Annotated in this window: 16 protein-coding genes; 12 read left to right on the top strand and 4 right to left on the bottom strand. The window is 26.1% G+C overall.

The window, feature by feature from the left end; translation table 11 throughout:
• Positions 1-103: 103 nt before the first annotated feature.
• The 5 genes from ACZJV1_RS03490 (at position 104) to ACZJV1_RS03510 (ending at position 5,561) form a co-directional block, all read left to right on the top strand.
• On the top strand, positions 104-949 hold the full coding sequence (locus tag ACZJV1_RS03490) for a glycosyltransferase family 2 protein (RefSeq protein WP_463651456.1): 846 nt from the start codon (positions 104-106) through the stop codon (positions 947-949).
• On the top strand, positions 939-1,856 hold the full coding sequence (locus tag ACZJV1_RS03495; protein ID WP_463651457.1) for a glycosyltransferase family 2 protein: 918 nt from the start codon (positions 939-941) through the stop codon (positions 1,854-1,856). The genes ACZJV1_RS03490 and ACZJV1_RS03495 overlap by 11 nt, the downstream gene beginning before the upstream one ends.
• Positions 1,853-3,016, top strand: coding sequence for a glycosyltransferase (locus ACZJV1_RS03500; protein WP_463651458.1), 1,164 nt, complete (start codon positions 1,853-1,855; stop codon positions 3,014-3,016). The genes ACZJV1_RS03495 and ACZJV1_RS03500 overlap by 4 nt, the downstream gene beginning before the upstream one ends.
• Complete coding sequence (locus tag ACZJV1_RS03505; RefSeq protein WP_463651459.1) at positions 3,009-4,457, top strand: flippase; 1,449 nt, start codon at positions 3,009-3,011, stop codon at positions 4,455-4,457. The genes ACZJV1_RS03500 and ACZJV1_RS03505 overlap by 8 nt, the downstream gene beginning before the upstream one ends.
• Positions 4,458-4,526: 69 nt before the next feature.
• A complete protein-coding gene (locus ACZJV1_RS03510; RefSeq protein ID WP_463651460.1) occupies positions 4,527-5,561 on the top strand; it encodes an acyltransferase in 1,035 nt (344 codons plus the stop codon).
• Positions 5,562-5,655: 94 nt separating this feature from the next.
• On the opposite strand, the gene ACZJV1_RS03515 is transcribed toward ACZJV1_RS03510, so the two are convergent.
• Both ACZJV1_RS03515 and ACZJV1_RS03520 read right to left on the bottom strand, forming a co-directional pair.
• Positions 5,656-6,657, bottom strand: coding sequence for an LCP family protein (locus tag ACZJV1_RS03515; protein WP_463651461.1), 1,002 nt, complete (start codon positions 6,655-6,657; stop codon positions 5,656-5,658).
• A gap of 188 nt (positions 6,658-6,845) precedes the next feature.
• Positions 6,846-8,399: a cell wall-binding repeat-containing protein gene (locus ACZJV1_RS03520; protein ID WP_463651462.1), complete on the bottom strand. Its 1,554-nt coding sequence runs from the start codon at positions 8,397-8,399 to the stop codon at positions 6,846-6,848.
• A 189-nt stretch (positions 8,400-8,588) separates the two neighbouring features.
• Between ACZJV1_RS03520 and ACZJV1_RS03525 the strand changes: the two genes are divergently transcribed.
• Complete coding sequence (locus ACZJV1_RS03525; protein WP_463651463.1) at positions 8,589-10,484, top strand: cell wall-binding repeat-containing protein; 1,896 nt, start codon at positions 8,589-8,591, stop codon at positions 10,482-10,484.
• Between the two features lie 25 nt (positions 10,485-10,509).
• Here the strand turns inward: ACZJV1_RS03525 and ACZJV1_RS03530 are convergent, their stop codons facing one another.
• Positions 10,510-11,499 carry a hypothetical protein gene (locus ACZJV1_RS03530; RefSeq protein WP_463651464.1) on the bottom strand — a complete coding sequence of 330 codons (990 nt, stop codon included), beginning with the start codon at positions 11,497-11,499 and terminating at the stop codon, positions 10,510-10,512.
• Complete coding sequence (locus ACZJV1_RS03535) at positions 11,480-12,289, bottom strand: polysaccharide deacetylase family protein (protein WP_463651465.1); 810 nt, start codon at positions 12,287-12,289, stop codon at positions 11,480-11,482. Before ACZJV1_RS03535 ends, ACZJV1_RS03530 begins: the two co-directional genes overlap by 20 nt.
• A 185-nt stretch (positions 12,290-12,474) precedes the next feature.
• On the opposite strand from ACZJV1_RS03535, the gene ACZJV1_RS03540 reads away from it, so the two are divergent.
• The 6 genes from ACZJV1_RS03540 to ACZJV1_RS03565 all read left to right on the top strand — a co-directional run bounded on the left by ACZJV1_RS03540 (position 12,475) and on the right by ACZJV1_RS03565 (position 19,928).
• Positions 12,475-13,608 carry a glycosyltransferase family 4 protein gene (locus tag ACZJV1_RS03540; RefSeq protein WP_463651466.1) on the top strand — a complete coding sequence of 378 codons (1,134 nt, stop codon included), beginning with the start codon at positions 12,475-12,477 and terminating at the stop codon, positions 13,606-13,608.
• Between the two features lie 13 nt (positions 13,609-13,621).
• Positions 13,622-14,797 carry a glycosyltransferase gene (locus ACZJV1_RS03545; protein WP_463651467.1) on the top strand — a complete coding sequence of 392 codons (1,176 nt, stop codon included), beginning with the start codon at positions 13,622-13,624 and terminating at the stop codon, positions 14,795-14,797.
• Entirely contained in the window at positions 14,790-16,211 is a 1,422-nt protein-coding gene (locus ACZJV1_RS03550) for an oligosaccharide flippase family protein (RefSeq protein WP_463651468.1), read from the top strand. The genes ACZJV1_RS03545 and ACZJV1_RS03550 overlap by 8 nt, the downstream gene beginning before the upstream one ends.
• Before the next feature lie 117 nt (positions 16,212-16,328).
• Complete coding sequence (locus ACZJV1_RS03555) at positions 16,329-18,188, top strand: polysaccharide biosynthesis protein (protein ID WP_463651469.1); 1,860 nt, start codon at positions 16,329-16,331, stop codon at positions 18,186-18,188.
• A 38-nt stretch (positions 18,189-18,226) separates the two neighbouring features.
• Positions 18,227-18,832, top strand: a complete 606-nt coding sequence (locus tag ACZJV1_RS03560; protein ID WP_463651470.1) for a sugar transferase — start codon at positions 18,227-18,229, stop codon at positions 18,830-18,832.
• Positions 18,833-18,845: 13 nt separating this feature from the next.
• The gene (locus ACZJV1_RS03565) at positions 18,846-19,928 is read left to right on the top strand and encodes a Gfo/Idh/MocA family protein (RefSeq protein WP_463651471.1); all 1,083 of its coding nucleotides are present in this window, start codon (positions 18,846-18,848) and stop codon (positions 19,926-19,928) included.
• The last annotated feature ends 73 nt before the right edge of the window (positions 19,929-20,001 follow it).

Here is a 20,001-nt window from a genome sequence, read left to right on the forward strand (position 1 = left end):
TTTAAAATTAATCTTTCTAAATAATAAAAAAATTTAATATACAATAAGTTTATTATATAAATATTTATATAATTTAATAAAAATTATAGAAAAGGGGAAGGGTATGAATAAATTTTCGTTGGTGGTACCTACTTATGGTAGAGGTGAAGAGTTTAAATTTTTTTTAGAAAGTTTAGTTTCGCAAACATATAAAAATTTTGAGGTTATAATAGTAGATCAAAATAAAGATGATAAAGTTCTAAATATTGTTAGTGAGTATAGGGATAAGTTACCACTGAAATATAAAAGAAGCAATAAATTAGGGCTTTCATATAATAGAAATATTGGTGTCCAAATGGCTGATGGAAATGTAATTGCATTTCCAGATGATGATTGTGAGTATGATTACAATACATTAGAAGAAGTAAATTATTTCTTTAATTCTACTAATTTTGAAATATATACATCAAAAGTTATAGACAAGAATACAAAGAAAAGCTTTGGAAAATCTGAAGATAATGATAGTGAATTAAAGTTTTCAAAAGTAATGAAGAATTGTGTAAGTATATCAATATTTATTAAATTTAAGAATAAGAAGGATATAAATTTTGATGAAAAACTTGGAGTGGGTGCGAAATTTCCAAGTGGTGAAGAAAGCGATTTAATTTTTGAATTATTACATAAAGGATATAAGGGATTCTACTATTCAAATAAGTACATATATCATCCGTTTAAAGAAAATGATGATTCAAGGGTAAAAGGGGATAGTTTGGGTTTAGGAGCTCTTATGAAGAAAGAAATAATTTATAGAAGAAATTATAAAATGATTGGATTTTATTTAGGAAGACTTATAAGGCCTATAGTAGGGTTTATAATAGTTAGTAGAAGAAGAAATTATTTTAAGTCTGCAATTAAGTATAGAATAATTGGATTTAAAAATTATAAAAGGAGTAACTATAATGAAGTATGATGTTTCCATATGTACACCTTTATATAACAGGGCATATAAGATACTAGATTTGTACGAGAGCTTAAAAATTCAAACATATAAAAATTTTGAATGGATAATCATAGATGATGGAAGTACTGATGATATAATATCAAAGGTAAATTATATAAAAAGTGAAGGTAAAATAAATTTTAGATATGAGAAAAAAGAAAATGGAGGAAAACATACTGCTATTAACAAAGGCTTAGATATTGCAGAAGGAGAATTATTTTTTATAGTTGATTCAGATGATGTATTAACTTGTAATTCTATTGAAATGATAGTTATCAGATGGAGAGAAGTTAAAGAAACTGACTGTAATAGATTTATAGGAGTAAGTGGTAATAGAGGCTATTCAAACAATAAAGTAATTGGAGATGATTTAAAACAAGATTATATTGATTGTACAGCATTAGAATTAAGATATAAATATAATATTTCAGGTGATAAAGCTGAAGCATTTGAAACAGAGAAATTAAAGAAATATATTTTTCCTGTTTTTAAAAATGAAAAATTTTTAACAGAGGCTATAATTTGGAACAGAATAGCTAGTGATGGTTATAAGCTTAGATGGTTTAATGATGTGATATATATCACAGAATATTTAGATGATGGATTAACAAAAAAATATGATTCATTAATGGCGAACAATATTAAGGGCACTAAATTATACTATTCAGAACTTCTAAATATAAAAGAAGTTATTAATGAAGAAAAAAGACAAGCTGCTAAAAAAGAGTATGTGAAATATTTATTCATTAATAATACATTACCAAAAGAAATAGTTAATTTGATACCAGATATAGATAAAGGAAATATAATTAGTGGTTATATTCTTGCACAGATATATAAAGTAAAATCACTAGTTAAGAGGGTAATGAAAAAATGAGAAAAGTAACATTTTTATTAGATAATCTTCTAGGAGGAGGGGCAGAGAAGGTATTAATAGAAATATTAAATAACTTCGATTATGAAATATACGATGTTGAATTAGTACTATTAACTAGAGAAGGTAAGTATATAGATTCTTTAAATAAAAACATAAAGCTTAGATATATTTTTGATTTTAAGAATAAATTAAAAATAAATATAACTTTACAGAAGATTCTAAGAAAGTTTCTTTTTAATTTTATAATTTGCTTTAATCCTAAATTTGTAGCTAATTATATTGTAAATAAAGATAGCGATATTGTTATAGCATTTATGGAAGGAATTTCAACAAAAATAGTTTCTAATGTTAGGGGAAAAAATAAAATAGCCTGGGTGCATACTAATGTAAAAGAATATAGGTGGTATAAGTCCTATTTTAAGAATATGGAAGAAGAAAAACATTGCTATAATCAGTTTAATAAAATTATATGTGTTTCAGAAATATGCAAAAAAGGATTTATTGATACATATGGAATTGAATTCGAAAATAAAATTGTAAAAATATTTAATCCAATAGACCATATGGCTATTAAGAAAAAATCTGTTGAGGAATTCAATAATATAGAAATTAAAAAAAATATAAAAAAAATATGTTATATAGGTAGATTGGAGCAAGAAAAAGGAATATTAAGATTGCTGAATATAGTAAAGAAAATACTTGATACGGGCATAAATTTTAATTTGCTTGTGGTTGGAGAAGGAAGCCAACGGAAGCTAATAGAGAAGTATATTCAAGAAAATAATTTGAATAGTACAGTTAAGTTACTTGGATTTCAGGAAAATCCATATAAAATAATGAATTTAGCAGATATTATAGTGTCTCCTTCATATTTTGAAGGATTTTCTTTGATAACAGCAGAGGCATTAATACTAGATAAAGTAGTAGTTGCTACAGATTCAGGAGGGCCAACAGAAATCTTAGGTAATGGTAAATATGGTTTTGTATGTAATAATGATGATTTATCACTTGAAAAATCTATTATTGATATACTACAAAATGAAGAACTATATTTAAAATATAAAGCAGTAAAAAAAGATATCATAAATGAGTTTGAAATTAAAACTGTATTAGGATATATTTATTATATTTTTAAAGAGGTTGAAAAAGAGAATGAATAAATTAATTATTAAAAATTATATCTTTTATCTTGCAAATCTAATGTTAGATATTCTTTTTCCGTTGTTATTATCACCATATATTACAAGGGTATTAGGAGCAGAAAAATTAGGAACGATTAATCTTGCTAACTCTATTTCTGCATGGTTTGTATTAATTGTTGCATTTGGAATTCCAGTATATGGAATAAGAGAGGTTGCAAAAGTAAAAGATGATAAAAAAAAGTTATCATCTTTATTTACTGAATTAATTATTATTAGATCAATATTGACAATTATAGGTGTTATTATATTTATTATACTAATTTTAACAGTAGATAGGTTACAAAATGAAACAACCTTATATATTGCCATGGTTTTAAATCTTGCTATATATATTTTCTCGGTTGATTGGTTATTTCAAGGTATAGAAAAATACGAATACTTAACAATTAGAAATTTATTTTTTAAAACAGTTATGTTTTTAGCAACTATATTATTAATTAGAAACTCTAATCAATATGTGTTATATGCTTACATACAGATAATTTCGTTAGGGATATTTAATATAATTAATTTCATAAGTGCTAAAAAGCATGTTGGTTTTACATTTAAGAAAATTAACATAATGAGACATATAAAGAATTTAAGAGTATTTTTTATTGCAGCATTAGTTACAAGTATATATACTATATTCGATTCAATAGTGGTTGGCTTTATGTTAGATGAAAAATCGCTAGCTTTCTATACTAAGTCGAGGCAAGTAATAAATATGGGATTGACATTAACGTTATCACTATCTACTGTTTTGATTCCTAGAGCATCATATTTATATAAAAATAATAAAGATGAATTTAAAGATACTGTAATTAAATCAATGAAATATATATTAATGATATCAATACCAATGGCCTTTGGTATTGGGATTTTATCTAAAGAAATAATGTTTTTCTTTGGAGGCAATGAATTCATTGATGGAGCTAATATACTTTGGATTATGTCATTAATCATTATATTTGACCCTATTTATATATGGGTTATAAATCAAATTTTGATACCAACAGGTAACGAGAAGAAAACATTATATATTCAAATATTAATGGCAGTTATCAACCTATTTTTAAATTTTATACTAATTAAATTTATAGGAGTAATAGGTGCCGCTATTGCTATATTAATTACAGAAGTAATTGGAGCTTTTATAGGAGTAATAATAATTAAAAAAGTAATATTTAAAGGTAAGATTAATATATATTATCTTAAATATTTTTTTGCTAGTTTAGTAATGAGTATTATAATTATTTTTGTAAAACAATTTATAGATAATTATATAATATCATTAGTTATAAGTGGTGTAGTAGGTATATTAAGCTATTTTATTATTTTAGTTATACTCAAAGATGAGAATTTAATTAGTACAATAAATTTATTTATAGAACATATAAAAGACAAAAAGGTAGGCTAATGTATTAATAAATTTATTATTTAATTAAAGCATATTTCGACTAAAAAGAATGAGGGGATAAACATTATTATGGACAAGTGCTTAAGAATATATGCTATTGATTTATTGAGAGCTATAGCCACTATAGCAATTATTACTATTCATGTATCAGATGGAGTTTTTTATGGAGTAGATGAGTTTAGCTTACAGTGGTGGTATGGAACAATATTACAAGTGGTTGTTAGAATTGCCTTACCAATATTTTTTATAATAAGTGGAGCATTAGCTTTAAATAGCAGGGATGAAGACATTAGTTATTTTTACAAAAAAAAGCTAATAAAAATAGTAGTTCCGCTATTTGTTTATTCAGGAATTTATTTATTTATTTATAAATATAAATGGAGTATAATGAATCCGCATAATATTATGTATGCAATAAAGGATATATTTAAAGAGCCGGTTTTTTATCATTTATGGTTTGTTTATACAATAATTGGATTGTATGTTGTAACGCCATTCATAAAAGTAATGGTAAAAAATTTATCGGATAAAATGTTAGCTTTATTAATAATAATTATTATTGGAACTAAATTTATCCAAGTATATGGACCAATATTAAATTTAAGTGTAGGAATAAATAATTTAGTCTTTGATGGGTGGGTAATATATTTTATAATAGGATACTTTTTAACAAGAGATTATGCAAAAAGAAATAGTAAAATAATATACATATTAGGTTTAATATCAGTAATGTTAACTATAATAATTTTAAGATTTATTCCAAAAGCAAGTTCTAATATTTATGATTTTGCCCCAACTATGATTTTTATGTCCTCTGCAGTATTTCTATGGTTTACTAATGATTTAAAAATAACTTATAGTAATAAATATATAATTTTAATAAGTAAATATAGTTATTCTATGTATTTAATACATGCATTTGTTCTTGCATATATAATAAGTGAAAAGTTGGGGATAGGTGCATTAACAATAAACCCAGTTTTTGGGGTATTAGTTACTGTAATATTAACAACTATAATTTCATTTATTATAGCTATTATAATTGACAACACTATTTTAAGATTATTAAACAAAGTATTTTCAAAAATATTATTAAAAGAATAGATTTAAAGATGACATGAATAATGTTTATAGTATTAATATATTTTATAAGGGAACTATATTAAAAGATATTTTAATATAGTTCCCTTAATTATATTTATTTCACATCATTAAATATATAATCTCTCATCTGCTTTACAGTAGCATCCTTATCAAAAGTTAAATAGTAAACACCATCAATCATGGTTCCTTCACCATAACCATCTCTAGGGAATCTTTCTTGTTCTAGGTTATTTCCTATACCAAGTACTTTTGTTCCAAGTGAAAGGATATCAGTAGCGTTTAAATTAGTTTGAACATAAGGTAAAACTTCATTTAACAATGAGTTATATGATGCAACTGATGTACTTTTTAATTTATTAAATAAAGCATCAAGAACAGTTCTATGTCTTTGTGTTCTTTCATAGTCTCCGCCACTAGTATATCTTATTCTAGAGTATGCAAGAGCTTGAATCCCATCTACATGTTGAACTCCGGAATAAGTTATATGTGGAGAATTAGTACCATCTTTTGAATTTATATCATCAATATAGCCATTTATATATTCAAGTTCATCATTTCTGATTTCCAGGTCAATTCCACCAAGAATATTTATAATTACAGGTAATGATGAAAAGTTAACTGATACAAAATCCTCTATGTTTAATCCAAAGTTTTCATTTAAAGTTTTTATTGCTAATTCAGGACCACCAAAGGCATAAGCATGATTTATTTTATCTTGTCCATGTCCAGCTATAGATACATATGAATCTCTCATAACAGAGGTTATCTTTAATTTGTTATGAACAGGATCTATAGTAGCAATCATAATTGAATCTGAACGACCGGTTTCACCGTCAGTTGAGTCAAGTCCAAAAAGAGCAATATTTTTTATTTTTTTAGAGTTTTCATAATCCTTAAATTCTTCTTCAACTATTCCTAAGTTCTTATTATCTAACTTAACACTCTTCATTTTATTTAGAAGTCCTATAGCGTATCCTCCGCCTACAATAGTAAATGCAAGTAGTATACATAGAAATCCAATAAATATTTTAAAGCCTATAGATTTCTTTTTTTTCTTTTTAACTTTTCTTCTATTTTTATTATCAAGTTGTGACATTTGTACACTTCCTTTCTAAAGAATATTTTATCATAAGGGCATAATATATTACAATTATAAACAACAATTGTAATATATTATTTAGAATTTCATTCTTTTAGTTTTCAAGTGGACATATGTAAGTTTGCGTTGACTTGGAGCGAAGTGACGGAATAAGCAAACTTACTATGTCCATTTTATTATTATGCTTATAATCCAGGTTCATGCAAATATGATGGAACAAGTTTATTAGATGTTAAATTATTAAATAAAGAGGATACTGATTTATATCCTATTCCTTCTCTAATCATATCTTTATTATCAACCTTATATTCATAACAAGCCATTAAAACTTTATTTTTTTCATCTATGTCATCAGCAACACTTTCTATTAGATCCTTTTTATTATTGGTAGGTATAAGCTCCTTACGTCCAAAGAATCTACAATCTTTAATAAGTCCTTCTTTATATAAATTGTATAGAACCTGACCTGTTCTTAAATGTTGTGGATGTATATCATACTTATAGCTATGAGTTATATGTGTTACATTATTAAAATTGTTTTCAAAATTTAATATTGTATTTTTAACTAGTTCTTCATCAACATTTTTCTCAGGTTGGTTTAGAAATATTAAATTACTTTCTAGTAATCCTAACTGAGAGGCGGCTGCTTTAAATTCATTATTTCTTAAAGTTGTCTTTTCAAAAATACTAAGTTTTTTATATCTATCATCAAGGAAAACACCACTTTCATCTCCATCTGTGATTAATACTACATATACATTTTCTCTACCAACAGATTTAATGGCATCAACTATAGTGCTGCCAGCAAACAATGTTTCATCATCTTGGTGTTGAGAATAAAATATTACTTTATCAGAATATACATAGCTTTTTGCTTTATTTACTGCACTTTGATTTATATCACCAAAAACTGTAGCACTTTTAGCTCCAGCTATTATAGATTTATCTGAATAGTTATCAACTAAAACAACGGGCTCTTTTAAAGCAGATGATGTTAATGCGTCTATAAGTTCTTCTGATTTACTTAAATTTACATGAGTTTTATCAGGAAAAAATTTTTTGATTACATTTTTATTTGTTTCAAATCTATTTATTCCATTTATACGTTCAGAAAAATTATCAAAAGATGAATTTAAAACAGTAAGTCCTCCAATGGAATATGATTTTACAGATTTTAGATAGTTTGTTGTTTTACCATCAGTCAATATAACAGGGTTTCCTGTTTTAGCTGCAACAGGTGCAATACTCATTGCATCTGCTTCTCCAACTAAACCATTAACATAGTAAATTTCATTTACACCTTTAATTTTTTCGATTTCATTTGCAACAGAATAAGAGGTAGAAAATCTATCTAATCCTCCTAAGCGTATTACGTTTTTACCATAGTCTTTAAGTTTTTTTTCTACAGATTTTGATATTACACTTTCACCTCCAACTAAGTAGATATTTGTAGCTTTTCCTACTCTATCTAATGTTGAAGTTGGAATTGAATTAACTTCTGTTAATAAAATTGGAGCATTTAAACTCCCACTAAGACCACTTGCAGATAGCCCATCTACCAAGGCTAGTCCGTTAACTAGAACAACAGTAGAATAATCAAGCTTGTCAGATATCAAAGCAGCAGTTTCATATCTATTTTGTCCAGCCACATATTCTATTGATGATGCTTGTACATTAAAAACGTAAGTTGATACTATAGATAATGTTAAAATTAATGTTTTTAAATATTTATTTTTCATTTTATAACTCCTATATGTATATTTGAATAATATAAATTATTCCATTACATAGAGTATTATAACAAAATTTACATAAATTATGAAATAATTAACTGAATTTGTTAGTTAAGTTTGTTGAATAGGTTGAATTAATACTATATAATTATATTATGTAAACTTTAATATAAATAAAAAAACAAAGAAGAGAGGATGGGGATCTTGAGAAATAATAGAAATTTAAAATTAACAGTATCTATTGTATTACTTGCCTTCATAATGAATTTTACATTTCCTTTATTTGAAGTTAAAGCTAAAGCCCAGGAGGGTAGTTCACAACAAGTAGAGCAAATGTTAAAAGAAGTAGTTTCTAAATATGGAGAAGAGAATGTAATATTTGAGGATGGTATATATGCATATTTAGGAGAAGAGATTAATCTTTCAAGTTTACAAAATTACGAAGGTGTAGTATGGAAGTCTGAAAACGACGAAATAGTTACAGTTAGTGGCAATAATTTAATTGGAGTTAGTGAAGGTACTACTTTTATAGTTGGTAAAAAAGATACTAAATACTTTATAAAAGAAGTATATGTTTCAACTCAGAGGGCTGATGTTAGAGCAGTAAATTCAGAGGTATCAAATGCTAAATCTCAATACGTAGTTTATATTGACCCGGGACATGGTGGATATGACCCTGGCGCTAGTGGAAATGGAATAATAGAAAAGGATTTGAATTTAAATCTTGGGTTAAGAGTTAAGGAAAAACTTGAAGCTCAAGGGATAAAGGTAATAATGAGTAGAACATCAGATGAATTTGTATCATTAGGAGATATAAGTAAGGGTGCTAACTATGCAAACCCTGATATTTTTATTTCTATACATATAAATTCTGCAGGAGCAGTAAGTGCTTCAGGTATAGAAACTTATTACAATAAAGAAATAGACAAGCCTCTAGCTCAAAAGCTTCAAAATAAATTAATAAGTTATACAGGAGCTATAAATAGATCAGCTAAATGGGAAGACTTCCATGTTGTAAGAGAAACTAGAATGCCAGCAAGTTTAGTTGAATGTGGATTTTTAACTAATGTGAATGAAGCTAATAATATGAAAAATTGGAACTATCAAGAAAAATTAGTTAATGCAATAGCAGATGGAGCTATTGATTATTTGCTTGAAAATATTAGTTTAGGTGAAAATGGAACATTACTTGCAAGTAGAATATTTGGAAGTAATAGGTATGAAACATCATATGAAATTTTTGAAAGAGGATGGAATGTATCAGATTATGCTGTGTTAGCTTCAGGTATAGACTATCCAGATGCATTATGTGCAGCACCATTAGCTGCAAAGTATAATGCACCTATAATTTTAGTTGATAACACAACTCTTAATAATCAGCCTAGACTATTAGAGTTATTAAAGAGTAGAGGCGTTACAAAGACGTTTATAGTTGGGGGAACAAGCGTTATTCCTTCATCAATTGAATCAGGACTTTCAGCTTCAGGTATATCTAGTACAAGACTAGGTGGAAAAGATAGGTATGAGACTTCTGTAAAAATAGCTAAAGAGGTTGGAAGTGAATCAGGTGAGGTATCTATAGTTAGTGGATTAGATTTTGCTGATGGATTATCAATTTCTCCAATTGTTGCTAAAAGAAAGAGTCCTATACTTTTAACTGAAAACAATAATTTGCCAGATGTAGTTTCAAATTATATAACAGGATTAAACTTAAATAAAAGTTTTATTATAGGTTCAACTGGAGCAATTTCTAATAATGTAGCTAGTAAATTACCAAACGTTGAAAGACTTGGTGGAAAAGATAGATATGAAACTAATAAGAAGATATTTGATAGATTTAAGAATGATATAAACTTAAGTGATGTATATATTGCATCAGGTCTAGATTTTCCAGATGCCTTATCAGCTTCAGCTTTAGCTGGAAAAAATGGTGAATTCGTTATATTATCAAACGTAAACTCACCTGAACCAGATGTGAAAAATCTTATTTCTGAAATTAGACCTAATATTGATAATCTTTATGTATTAGGTAGTAAAATTATTATTAGTGATAATGTATTAATTAATTTAGGAATAAATTTCATAAGATAAAAATAATATGTATAAAAATGCTATATCAATGTGATATAGCATTTTTTATAGTAAGTAATAAATTATTTAGTGTATAGTAAGGAGTTAACTCACCCCCAAATTTTCTAAAGTATTTTTCAATAGAAGGTATCATAGAACCTTCAAAATCAAATACAGGAAGCTTTAATATGTTTTTAGTATATAGCATTGCTTCCCAAAGTAAATAAGACATTCCAAAATTATTATTTCTGGAAATACCCCCCATAATATAGTAGGCTCTTTTGGTATCGTAAGCTAAAACACAACCACCAATAGGAGTATTATCTTCATCGAAAACTATCCCTATAATACAATTATTATTTTTGTTTAATTCTTTTAATAGATTTTTAGTTAACTCATTATCAAAGTTATCTATATTTTGGCTGCTAAAGCTTTTATCATTTAATTCAAAATAAATATCAAGATATTCATTAAATCCCCATTTAATTTTAACATTACTTTTATTACCTTTATTAACAGAAGTTTTTTCTTGTAAATTACTCCAAAGAATCTTTTCATCGTCCAAATTCACTCTATATGTATATCTTACGCTTGTAATATAATTATTCCAAATAAACGGCTGCATATCAGTGTGTTCTGGTGAAAAGCTATAGTAAAGTAAAGTTTTTTCTTTTAATTTTTTTATGAAAATTTCATTTATTTCTTTAATATTTCCTATTCTTTTACTAATTGTTAATTTGTGTATCATTGGAGCAATCATAACACCTCCAAAAGGTGTCATATGAGGCATTACTATAAAATTTTTTCCTATTTTTTTTGAAGTAGATATATAGAATGCTGAAATCCAATTATTATTTTTATCGCTAAGATAATAAAACTCGTAGCTTTGAGCAGATTTAAAGTTTTTTCCTATATTATTTAAAAGCCAATAACTCTTATGGTAAAATGTACCTTCAGGCGATTCATCTACAAAGTTATCCCATTTTAGCAATAACTCTTTATTACTAATATCTATTTTATTTATTTCCCAGTTCATCAACTACCTCCTGATAACTAATAAATTCTATATTGTTGTTATGGCAGTATTCAACAATCCATGTGTACCAATCTTTCCAATCTTTCCACCCATTTGAGAAATATTCTTGATGAAAGTTAACGTTAAATATAATATCATTATTATAATTATCATCAATAATTTTCTTTGTAAATTTTACGGCATAGTCTAAATTATATTTTTGAAGTCCTTTATCTTGGAACAAATAACTATCCATAAGATGAAAAGGTATTTCTACTAATCCTTCTTTTGTAATATAGGGTTGTTTAAGTTCAGGTGAATACTCTGTTGTATCAAAAGCATAACCTATTTTTTTCATATTTGCAAAGGTTTCCCTATCTTTTCTTAAGTAATGCATTCTTATACCTATATTACTTGTATTGTGAATAGTATTAAACTTGTCATATTCTTCTTTCATTTTAGAAAAATTATTAAAAGCTATTCCATGTATTCCAACATTTAAGCCATTTTTTAGTATGTACTCTACATGTGGCTTAGCAGCTTCAGCTTTGTAAGCTAATGTATTATCATTTGAGGTTGCAAAAAAGTAAGTCGCTTTTGTATTATATTTTTTATCTAATTCTACTAATTCTTTAATATTAGTAAGATTATTATTAAATATTAGTTTTAACCTAGTAAAAAAAGTATTAAAATTAATTCTAAATAATAATAGTTCTATGAATGCCCTTATTATCATTTTAATAATTATTAAATCATTTTTATGTTCTTTAGTAGTAAGATTATCTACATCATGCGATAATATTATTTTCATAAAAAAATCTCCTTTTTAAAATAATCTATTAAGTTCAGTAATGATATTATACATATAGAATTATATCATATAAATAACAATTTACTCGAAAAATATGTTTTTAAGAAATCTTTTATTTATTTTCTTAATAAATATGTTAAGATAAAGATAAAACCTATGTAGGAAAATAGGAGGATTATAAGGTTATGGATATTAATGTATTACATTTATGTTCTTATTATTACGGTTCTAAGTTATATGAAAATTTATTTAAAGACTTAGGAGAAAAAAATATAAAACAAGTAGTTTACGTACCGATTAAGACAGGTCTAGACATCGGTAAAATAAATGATTTCAATAATTGTAATTTTATAATAAAAGAAACAAGCAATAATTTAGATAGATTGTTTTTTAAGCGTAAAGCTATGAAAAATTATACAGGTTTATTGTCAGAAATAAATATTAATGACTTTAATATAGTTCATGCACATACATTATTTACTAATGGATATATGGCATATGAGTTAAATAAAACTTATAAAATTCCTTATATTGTGGCTGTGAGAAATACAGATGTTAATGTATTTTTTAAGTATTTTATTCATTTAAGAAAATTAGGAATAGATATTCTTTTAAGAGCAGAAAAAATTATTTTTATATCTCCATCATATAAGGAGAATACTATAAACACATATATACCTGAAAAATATAGGAAAGAGATAGAAAGTAAGTCAATAGTTTTACCAAATGGTCTTAATAATTATTGGATAAAAAATAGAGCTAAATCTAGCAAGAGTTTGGAAAATGATATTTTAAGGTTAACATATGTTGGTGAAGTTACTAAGAATAAAAACATTCATAAAGTAATACAGGATATAAGTCATATGATAAGTAAGGGAATGAATATTCGATATGATATAGTCGGGGATGGAGAATATTTAGAGAATATAAAATCTTTAGTTAATGAAAAAAAGCTAAATGATCATATAAGAATCTTTGGTAAAATAAATGATAAAGATAAAATTAGAGAAATATTTAATGAAAATGATATTTTTGTTATGACTTCAACTTTTGAAACTTTTGGCTTATCATATATAGAAGCTTTAAGTCAAGGACTTCCAGTTTTATATACAAAGGGCCAAGGTATATATGGATATTATCAAGAAGGATATGTTGGATATGCCGTTGATAATGGAGATTCAATAGAAAAGAGTTTAAATAAGTTAGTACGTAGATACAACGAAATGTCTGATAATGCAATTGAAGTTATAGAAGAGTTTGAATGGGAAAAAATTGGTGACAAATATATAGATATATATAGAAAATTATTAGAAAAATAGAGGTGAAAAATTAATGCATATTTTAGTGATACCATCAGCATATCCTACGCTAGAAAATCCATTAAGTAGCATTTTTTATAAAGAACAAGCTAAAGCTATACAAGAAGCTGGTAATAAAGTAGGTGTTATTTTTTCTGAAACTAGGAGAGTTTCTGGAATTAATTTTAATAGTTTTAATAAAAATCATTTTCAGATTAGAAAGTATATTGAAGATGGATTAACTACTTACAGGCTACATGGATGGAATATATTCACAATGAGGGGAACTCTAGGAGTTAATCTTTGGGTTAAACAATCTTTAAAACTCTTTAATAAATATATAGAGTTAGAAGGAAAACCAGATATTATACATGTTCATTCAGCTTTATATGGTGGATTAGTAGGAATGAATATAAAAAAATTGTATGATATACCATATGTAATAACAGAACATTCATCTTCTGTTTTAAAAGATGAATTAAGAAAACATGATTTACCGATATTAAAGAGTGTTTATGACTATGCTGATAGAATAATAAGCGTAGGAGAAGCCTTAAAAGAATCTATTAATAAGCATAGTAAAAATTATGTTCAAGTTATTCCTAATATAGTTGATATAGAAAAGTTTAATATTAATAAAAATACTATAAAAGAGAATTTTAACTTTATATCAATTTCTCATCTAAAAGAAAATAAAAATATCGACTTAACAATAAGAGCATTATACAAAGTTATAAAAGTTTATAATAATGTGAAATTAACAATTGTAGGAGATGGTCCAGAAAAGCAAAATTTGATTGATTTAGTAAATAAATTAGGAATATCAGAAAATGTGGAGTTTGTTGGAGCTGTTTCAAGAGAAGAATTAAATAAATATATTAATAGATCAAATGCCTTTGTTTTACCTAGTAAATACGAAACTTTCGGCATAGTATATATTGAGGCGTTATCATGTGGTATTCCTATAATTACAACTAAATGTGGAGGACCAGAGGACTTTTATAATGAGGATATTGGATATATGATAGAATCAGAGGATGAAGATATACTTAAAGATGTAATGATAGAGATGATAGAAAATATTAATAAATTTGATCCAAATATGTTACGTAAATATGTAGAAAGCAAATTTTCTAAAAAAGTTATTTCTAATAAAATTATAGCTGTCTATAAAGATATTTTAAATAAGAATGGAGATAATAATGAATAAGCTATTTAAAAAATTTATAGAATTTGCATTAGGAAATGCAATAGTATTTATTTTAGGAATTGTATCTGTTCCTATAGTTTCAAGAATGATTGACCCAACACAAAATGGAAAAGCCTCTATGTTTATAACATATACTAGTCTTATAGTTTTAGTATTAACAATGGGAATAGACCAAGCATACATAAGATATTATAATGACGAAAATGAAAATAATAGAGGGAAGCTTTTAAGAACCAGCATTAAAGTTCCTATAATTAGTAATTTGATTTTAGGGGTTTTTCTCTTGATATTATATACACAAGTTTCTAATTTAATGATAAGTGAAACTTCATTCTTAGTTGTACTATTAATGATTATACACAGTACTGCTAGTATAGTAGGAAATTTTGCAATGGTACATGTTAGAATGAAGCAAAAAGGAAAAGTATATTCATTTTTAGGAGTTAGTAATAAACTAGCATATTTAGCATTGATGCTTGTATTTTTCTATATATTTAAAAATAACTATATTACTATGATATTAGCAACAGTAATATCGAACATAGTAATGGTAGTTCTTGCAATATTATATGAAAAAAATGATTGGTTCAACTTTAGTGATGAGCCAATAAAAACAACTACAAAAGATTTATTTATTTATGGATCTCCATTTATATTTTCAATGGCAATAACTTGGATTTTCCAATCTATAGATAGAATTTCTATACAAAATTTTAGTAATGACTATGCACAAATTGGATTATATACAGGAGCAATGTATATAATTTCACTTTTAAATACTGTTCAAGGAGCGTTTACAACTTTTTGGACTCCAGTAGCTTATGAAAAGTACTCAACTAATCCTAATGATAAAGAGTTTTTTGTAAAAATAAATGAAATTGTATCAGCAGTTATGTTATTTATTTCAGTAGGGTTAATTGCAACTAAGGATATTTTAATAATTTTACTTGGCGAAAAATATGAAGGATCTCAATTTATTTTTCCTTTTTTAGTTCTTATGCCAATAATGTACACTATATCTGAAACTACAGTTTTAGGTATTAATTTTAAAAAGAAAACAAAATATCATATTTACATAGCTGCAGCTGCAGCAATTGCAAATATAATTGGTAATTTAGTTTTAGTTCCTATTTATGGAGCTAAAGGAGCAGCAATATCAACTGGGCTTGCATATATAGTGTTTTTCTTAGCTAGAACATATTATGCAAATAAATTTTATAAAATAAATTTTAAATTCTCTAAATTGTGGATATGTATTATATCTGTATATATCTTAGCTGCATATTCAAGTGTTTATAAATTTAATTTAATAATATTATTACTAACTATAGCTAACATAATTATTATATTAATTTCATATAGAAACATTTTTAATGATTTAGTTAATTTGATTAGAAAAAAAATTAAGAAGTAGTGTATGTGTCATAGTAATATAGACAATTTATTATTATTAGTAGTATAATTATATGGAATAAAAAATAAAGAATAGATAGTTTAATGCTATACCTAAAAATGGGTAGGAGGAAATTTTATGAATAGAGTAAAGACTCTTTTACTTGTTATAATAGATATTTTTATGGTTAATATGGCTTATTTATTAGCAATAAATATTACCTTTTTTGATAGATTTACAGAAATATCTACTATATATCAAAGAGATGTATTTTCAGTAACTATAATTTACTTGATATGTTTTGCATTATTTAAGATGTATAGCTCATTATGGCATTTAACAGGGACAGATGAGTTTTTATTAGGTGCAGGTGGAGGAATTTTAGCTGGAGTATTAGTAATTTTATATACTAGAAATTTTGGTGCAACTATACCATTAAATGTTTGTGTAATTGGAACTATGATTTCATGTATACTGGTACTAGGATATAGAATATTATACAGAGTTTATAGAAGAACGTTATTGTATGTGCCATATAAGTATTCTAAGGATCAGCAAAGAGTTATGATAGTAGGAGCTGGATCAGCGGGAACTATGATAATTAATGAAATGTTTGCTCGAAGAAATTTAAAGCTTAATCCTATTCTTTTAATAGATGATACTGAATTTAAAAAAGGTAAAAGAATAAGTGGTATAAAGGTAGAAGGAAATAGAAATGACATAATTAGATTAGCGGAAGAAAGGGAAATTGACACTATAATAATTGCAATTCCATCAATAGATAATGAAAATAAGAGACAAATTCTTGAAATTTGTAAAAAAACTAATTGCAAAGTTAAAATTATTCCAGGAATCTATGAAATAATTTCAGGTGAAGCTACAGTTAGTAAAATAAAAGATGTAGAGCTTGAAGATTTATTAGGAAGAGATCCAGTAGTATTGGATAATAAGGGAATATCAAACTACTTAAATAATAAAGTAGTATTAGTTACAGGAGCAGGTGGATCAATTGGATCAGAATTATGCAGGCAAATTTCACAATTCGGGCCAAAGCTTTTAATTTTATTTGATATATATGAAAATACAGTATATGACATACAAAATGAATTAAATTCTAATTATGAATCACTAAATATCAAGGTTTTAATTGGTTCAGTTAGGGATTATGAAAGATTAGACGAAGTGTTTAATAAATATAAAGTAAATGTAGTATTTCATGCTGCAGCTCATAAACATGTTCCTTTAATGGAAGATAGCCCTAAAGAGGCTATAAAGAATAATGTATTTGGAACTTTAAATTTAGTCAAAAAGTCTCATGAATATTCAGTTGAGAAATTTGTTTTAATATCAACTGATAAAGCTGTAAATCCAACAAATGTAATGGGAGCTACTAAGCGCTTATGTGAAATGATAGTTCAATCATATAATACTATAAGTAATACAGAGTTTGTTGCTGTTAGATTTGGAAATGTTCTAGGAAGTAATGGATCCGTAATTCCGCTATTTAAAAATCAAATTAAAAATGGTGGACCTGTAACAGTTACACATAAAAATATTACTAGATACTTTATGTTAATTCCGGAAGCAGCTCAACTTGTATTACAAGCAGGTGGATTTGCAAATGGTGGTGAAATATTTGTTTTAGATATGGGAAAGCCAGTAAAAATATATGATTTGGCTATTGATTTAATAAAACTATCTGGTCTAGAACCACACAGAGACATAAAAGTAAAAATTACAGGATTAAGACCAGGAGAAAAATTATATGAAGAGTTATTAATGAGTGAAGAAGGGTTAGTAAACACAGCTCATAATAAAATTTATATTGGAAGACCAACATTTGATAGTATAGATAAATTAGAATGTAAGCTAAGAGAGTTAGAAAGTATTTTAAAAGAAAATGATGAGAATATAGTAAAAGAAAAAATGAAGCAAATAGTACCGACATATAAGGAACCTTCAGAAGTAAATGAAGTAGCAGTAACTGGTATAAAATAGACTTAGTGAAAAGTTAAAAATAGACGAGGAATTGAATTATGAAAAGTATTAATAGAATTATCAAAAGAATATTTGACTTTATAGCTTCTTTACTTGGAATAATAATATTATCACCTTTATTGATAATAGTAAGCATTGCAATAAAGATAGATTCTAATGGAGATGTTATGTTTTTACAAAAGAGAGTTGGAAGGAATGGAAAATTATTTTATATCTATAAGTTTAGAACAATGATAACAGATGCTGAAAAAGTAGGAAAACAGATTACTGTTGGAAAAGATAATAGAATAACTAGAATTGGATCATTTCTTAGAAAATTTAAGATTGATGAACTTCCACAATTGTTTAATGTAGTAAAAGGGGATATGAGTTTAGTAGGACCAAGACCAGAAGTGCCTAAATATGTGGAACTTTATACTACTGAAGAAAAAAAAGTTTTAGAAGTTAGACCTGGTATAACTGATCTTGCATCGTTAAGATATAAGGACGAAAATGAAATATTAGGAAAAGTAGATAATCCAGAAGAGTATTATATAAATGTAATAATGAAAGATAAACTTAAATTAAATTTAGAGTATATAGAGAAGAGTAATATTTTACTAGATATACTGTTAATTTTTAAAACTGTAATAAAATGTATATAAGGTGGAGATTAAAATGAAAAAACTTAAGTTTGCTATTATTGGTTGTGGAAGAATTTCATATAAGCACGTTGAAGGATTATTTGAGAATAATGATATTGCAGAATTAGTAGCTACATGTGATGTAAAATTAGAACTTGCTGAAGCTAAAAGAGATGAATACTTATCAAAAATGGGTAATTCTTCATTAAATCTAACAGCTTATGTAGATTATAAAGATATGATTGAAAAAGAAGATATTGATGTTGTTACTATTGCTACTGAAAGTGGATATCATGCAGAAATTGCAATTTACTGCATGAATAAAGGTAAGCATATTATTGTTGAAAAGCCTATGGCTATGTCTATAGATGATGCGAATGAAATGATAGAAGTAGCAAAGAAAAATAATGTTAAATTATCAGTTGCTCATCAAAATAGATTTAATAAACCAATCCAAAAGTTAAGGGAAGCTGTTGAGGATAATAAGCTTGGAAGAATAATGAATGGAACTGCTAGAATTTTATGGCGAAGAGATGATAATTATTATAGGCAAGCTCCATGGAGAGGAACTTGGGATTTAGATGGTGGAACTCTAATGAATCAATGTATTCATAATATTGATTTACTTCAATGGATGATAGGTTCAGAAGTTGAAAGAGTTTATGCAGAATGTGACACATATAGAAATAAAATTGAAGGCGAAGATTTTGGAGCTATAGTAGTTAGATTTAAAAATGGGGCTATTGGAATAATAGAAGGAAGTGCAGTAGTTTATCCTAAAAATTTAGAAGAAACTTTAAGTATATTTGGTACTGAAGGAACAGTAGTAATTGGAGGTTTAGCTGTTAATGAACTTAAAACTTGGAGGTTTGAAGGGGAAGATGAAGAAACAGTAAAGAAAGACTTACAAGTTGAAATAGATAGTGTATATGGAAAAGGGCATACCCCTTTATTTAGAGATGTGATTTATGCTATAAATAATAATAGAAAACCATATGTTAGTGGAGAAGATGCAATAGTGCCATTGTCAATAATATTGGCAGCATATAAATCAAGAAAAACAGGAATGCCAGTAAATTTTCCATTATGTAATTTTTCAAGCTCAGATATGAAATAATTTAAAGCGCCCTTTTGGGGGCTTTATTTCAATATAATGATTAATATGTTATTAAGAATTTAAGGAGTTGAAT

Source organism: Clostridium sp. LS3 (genome assembly GCF_055330225.1).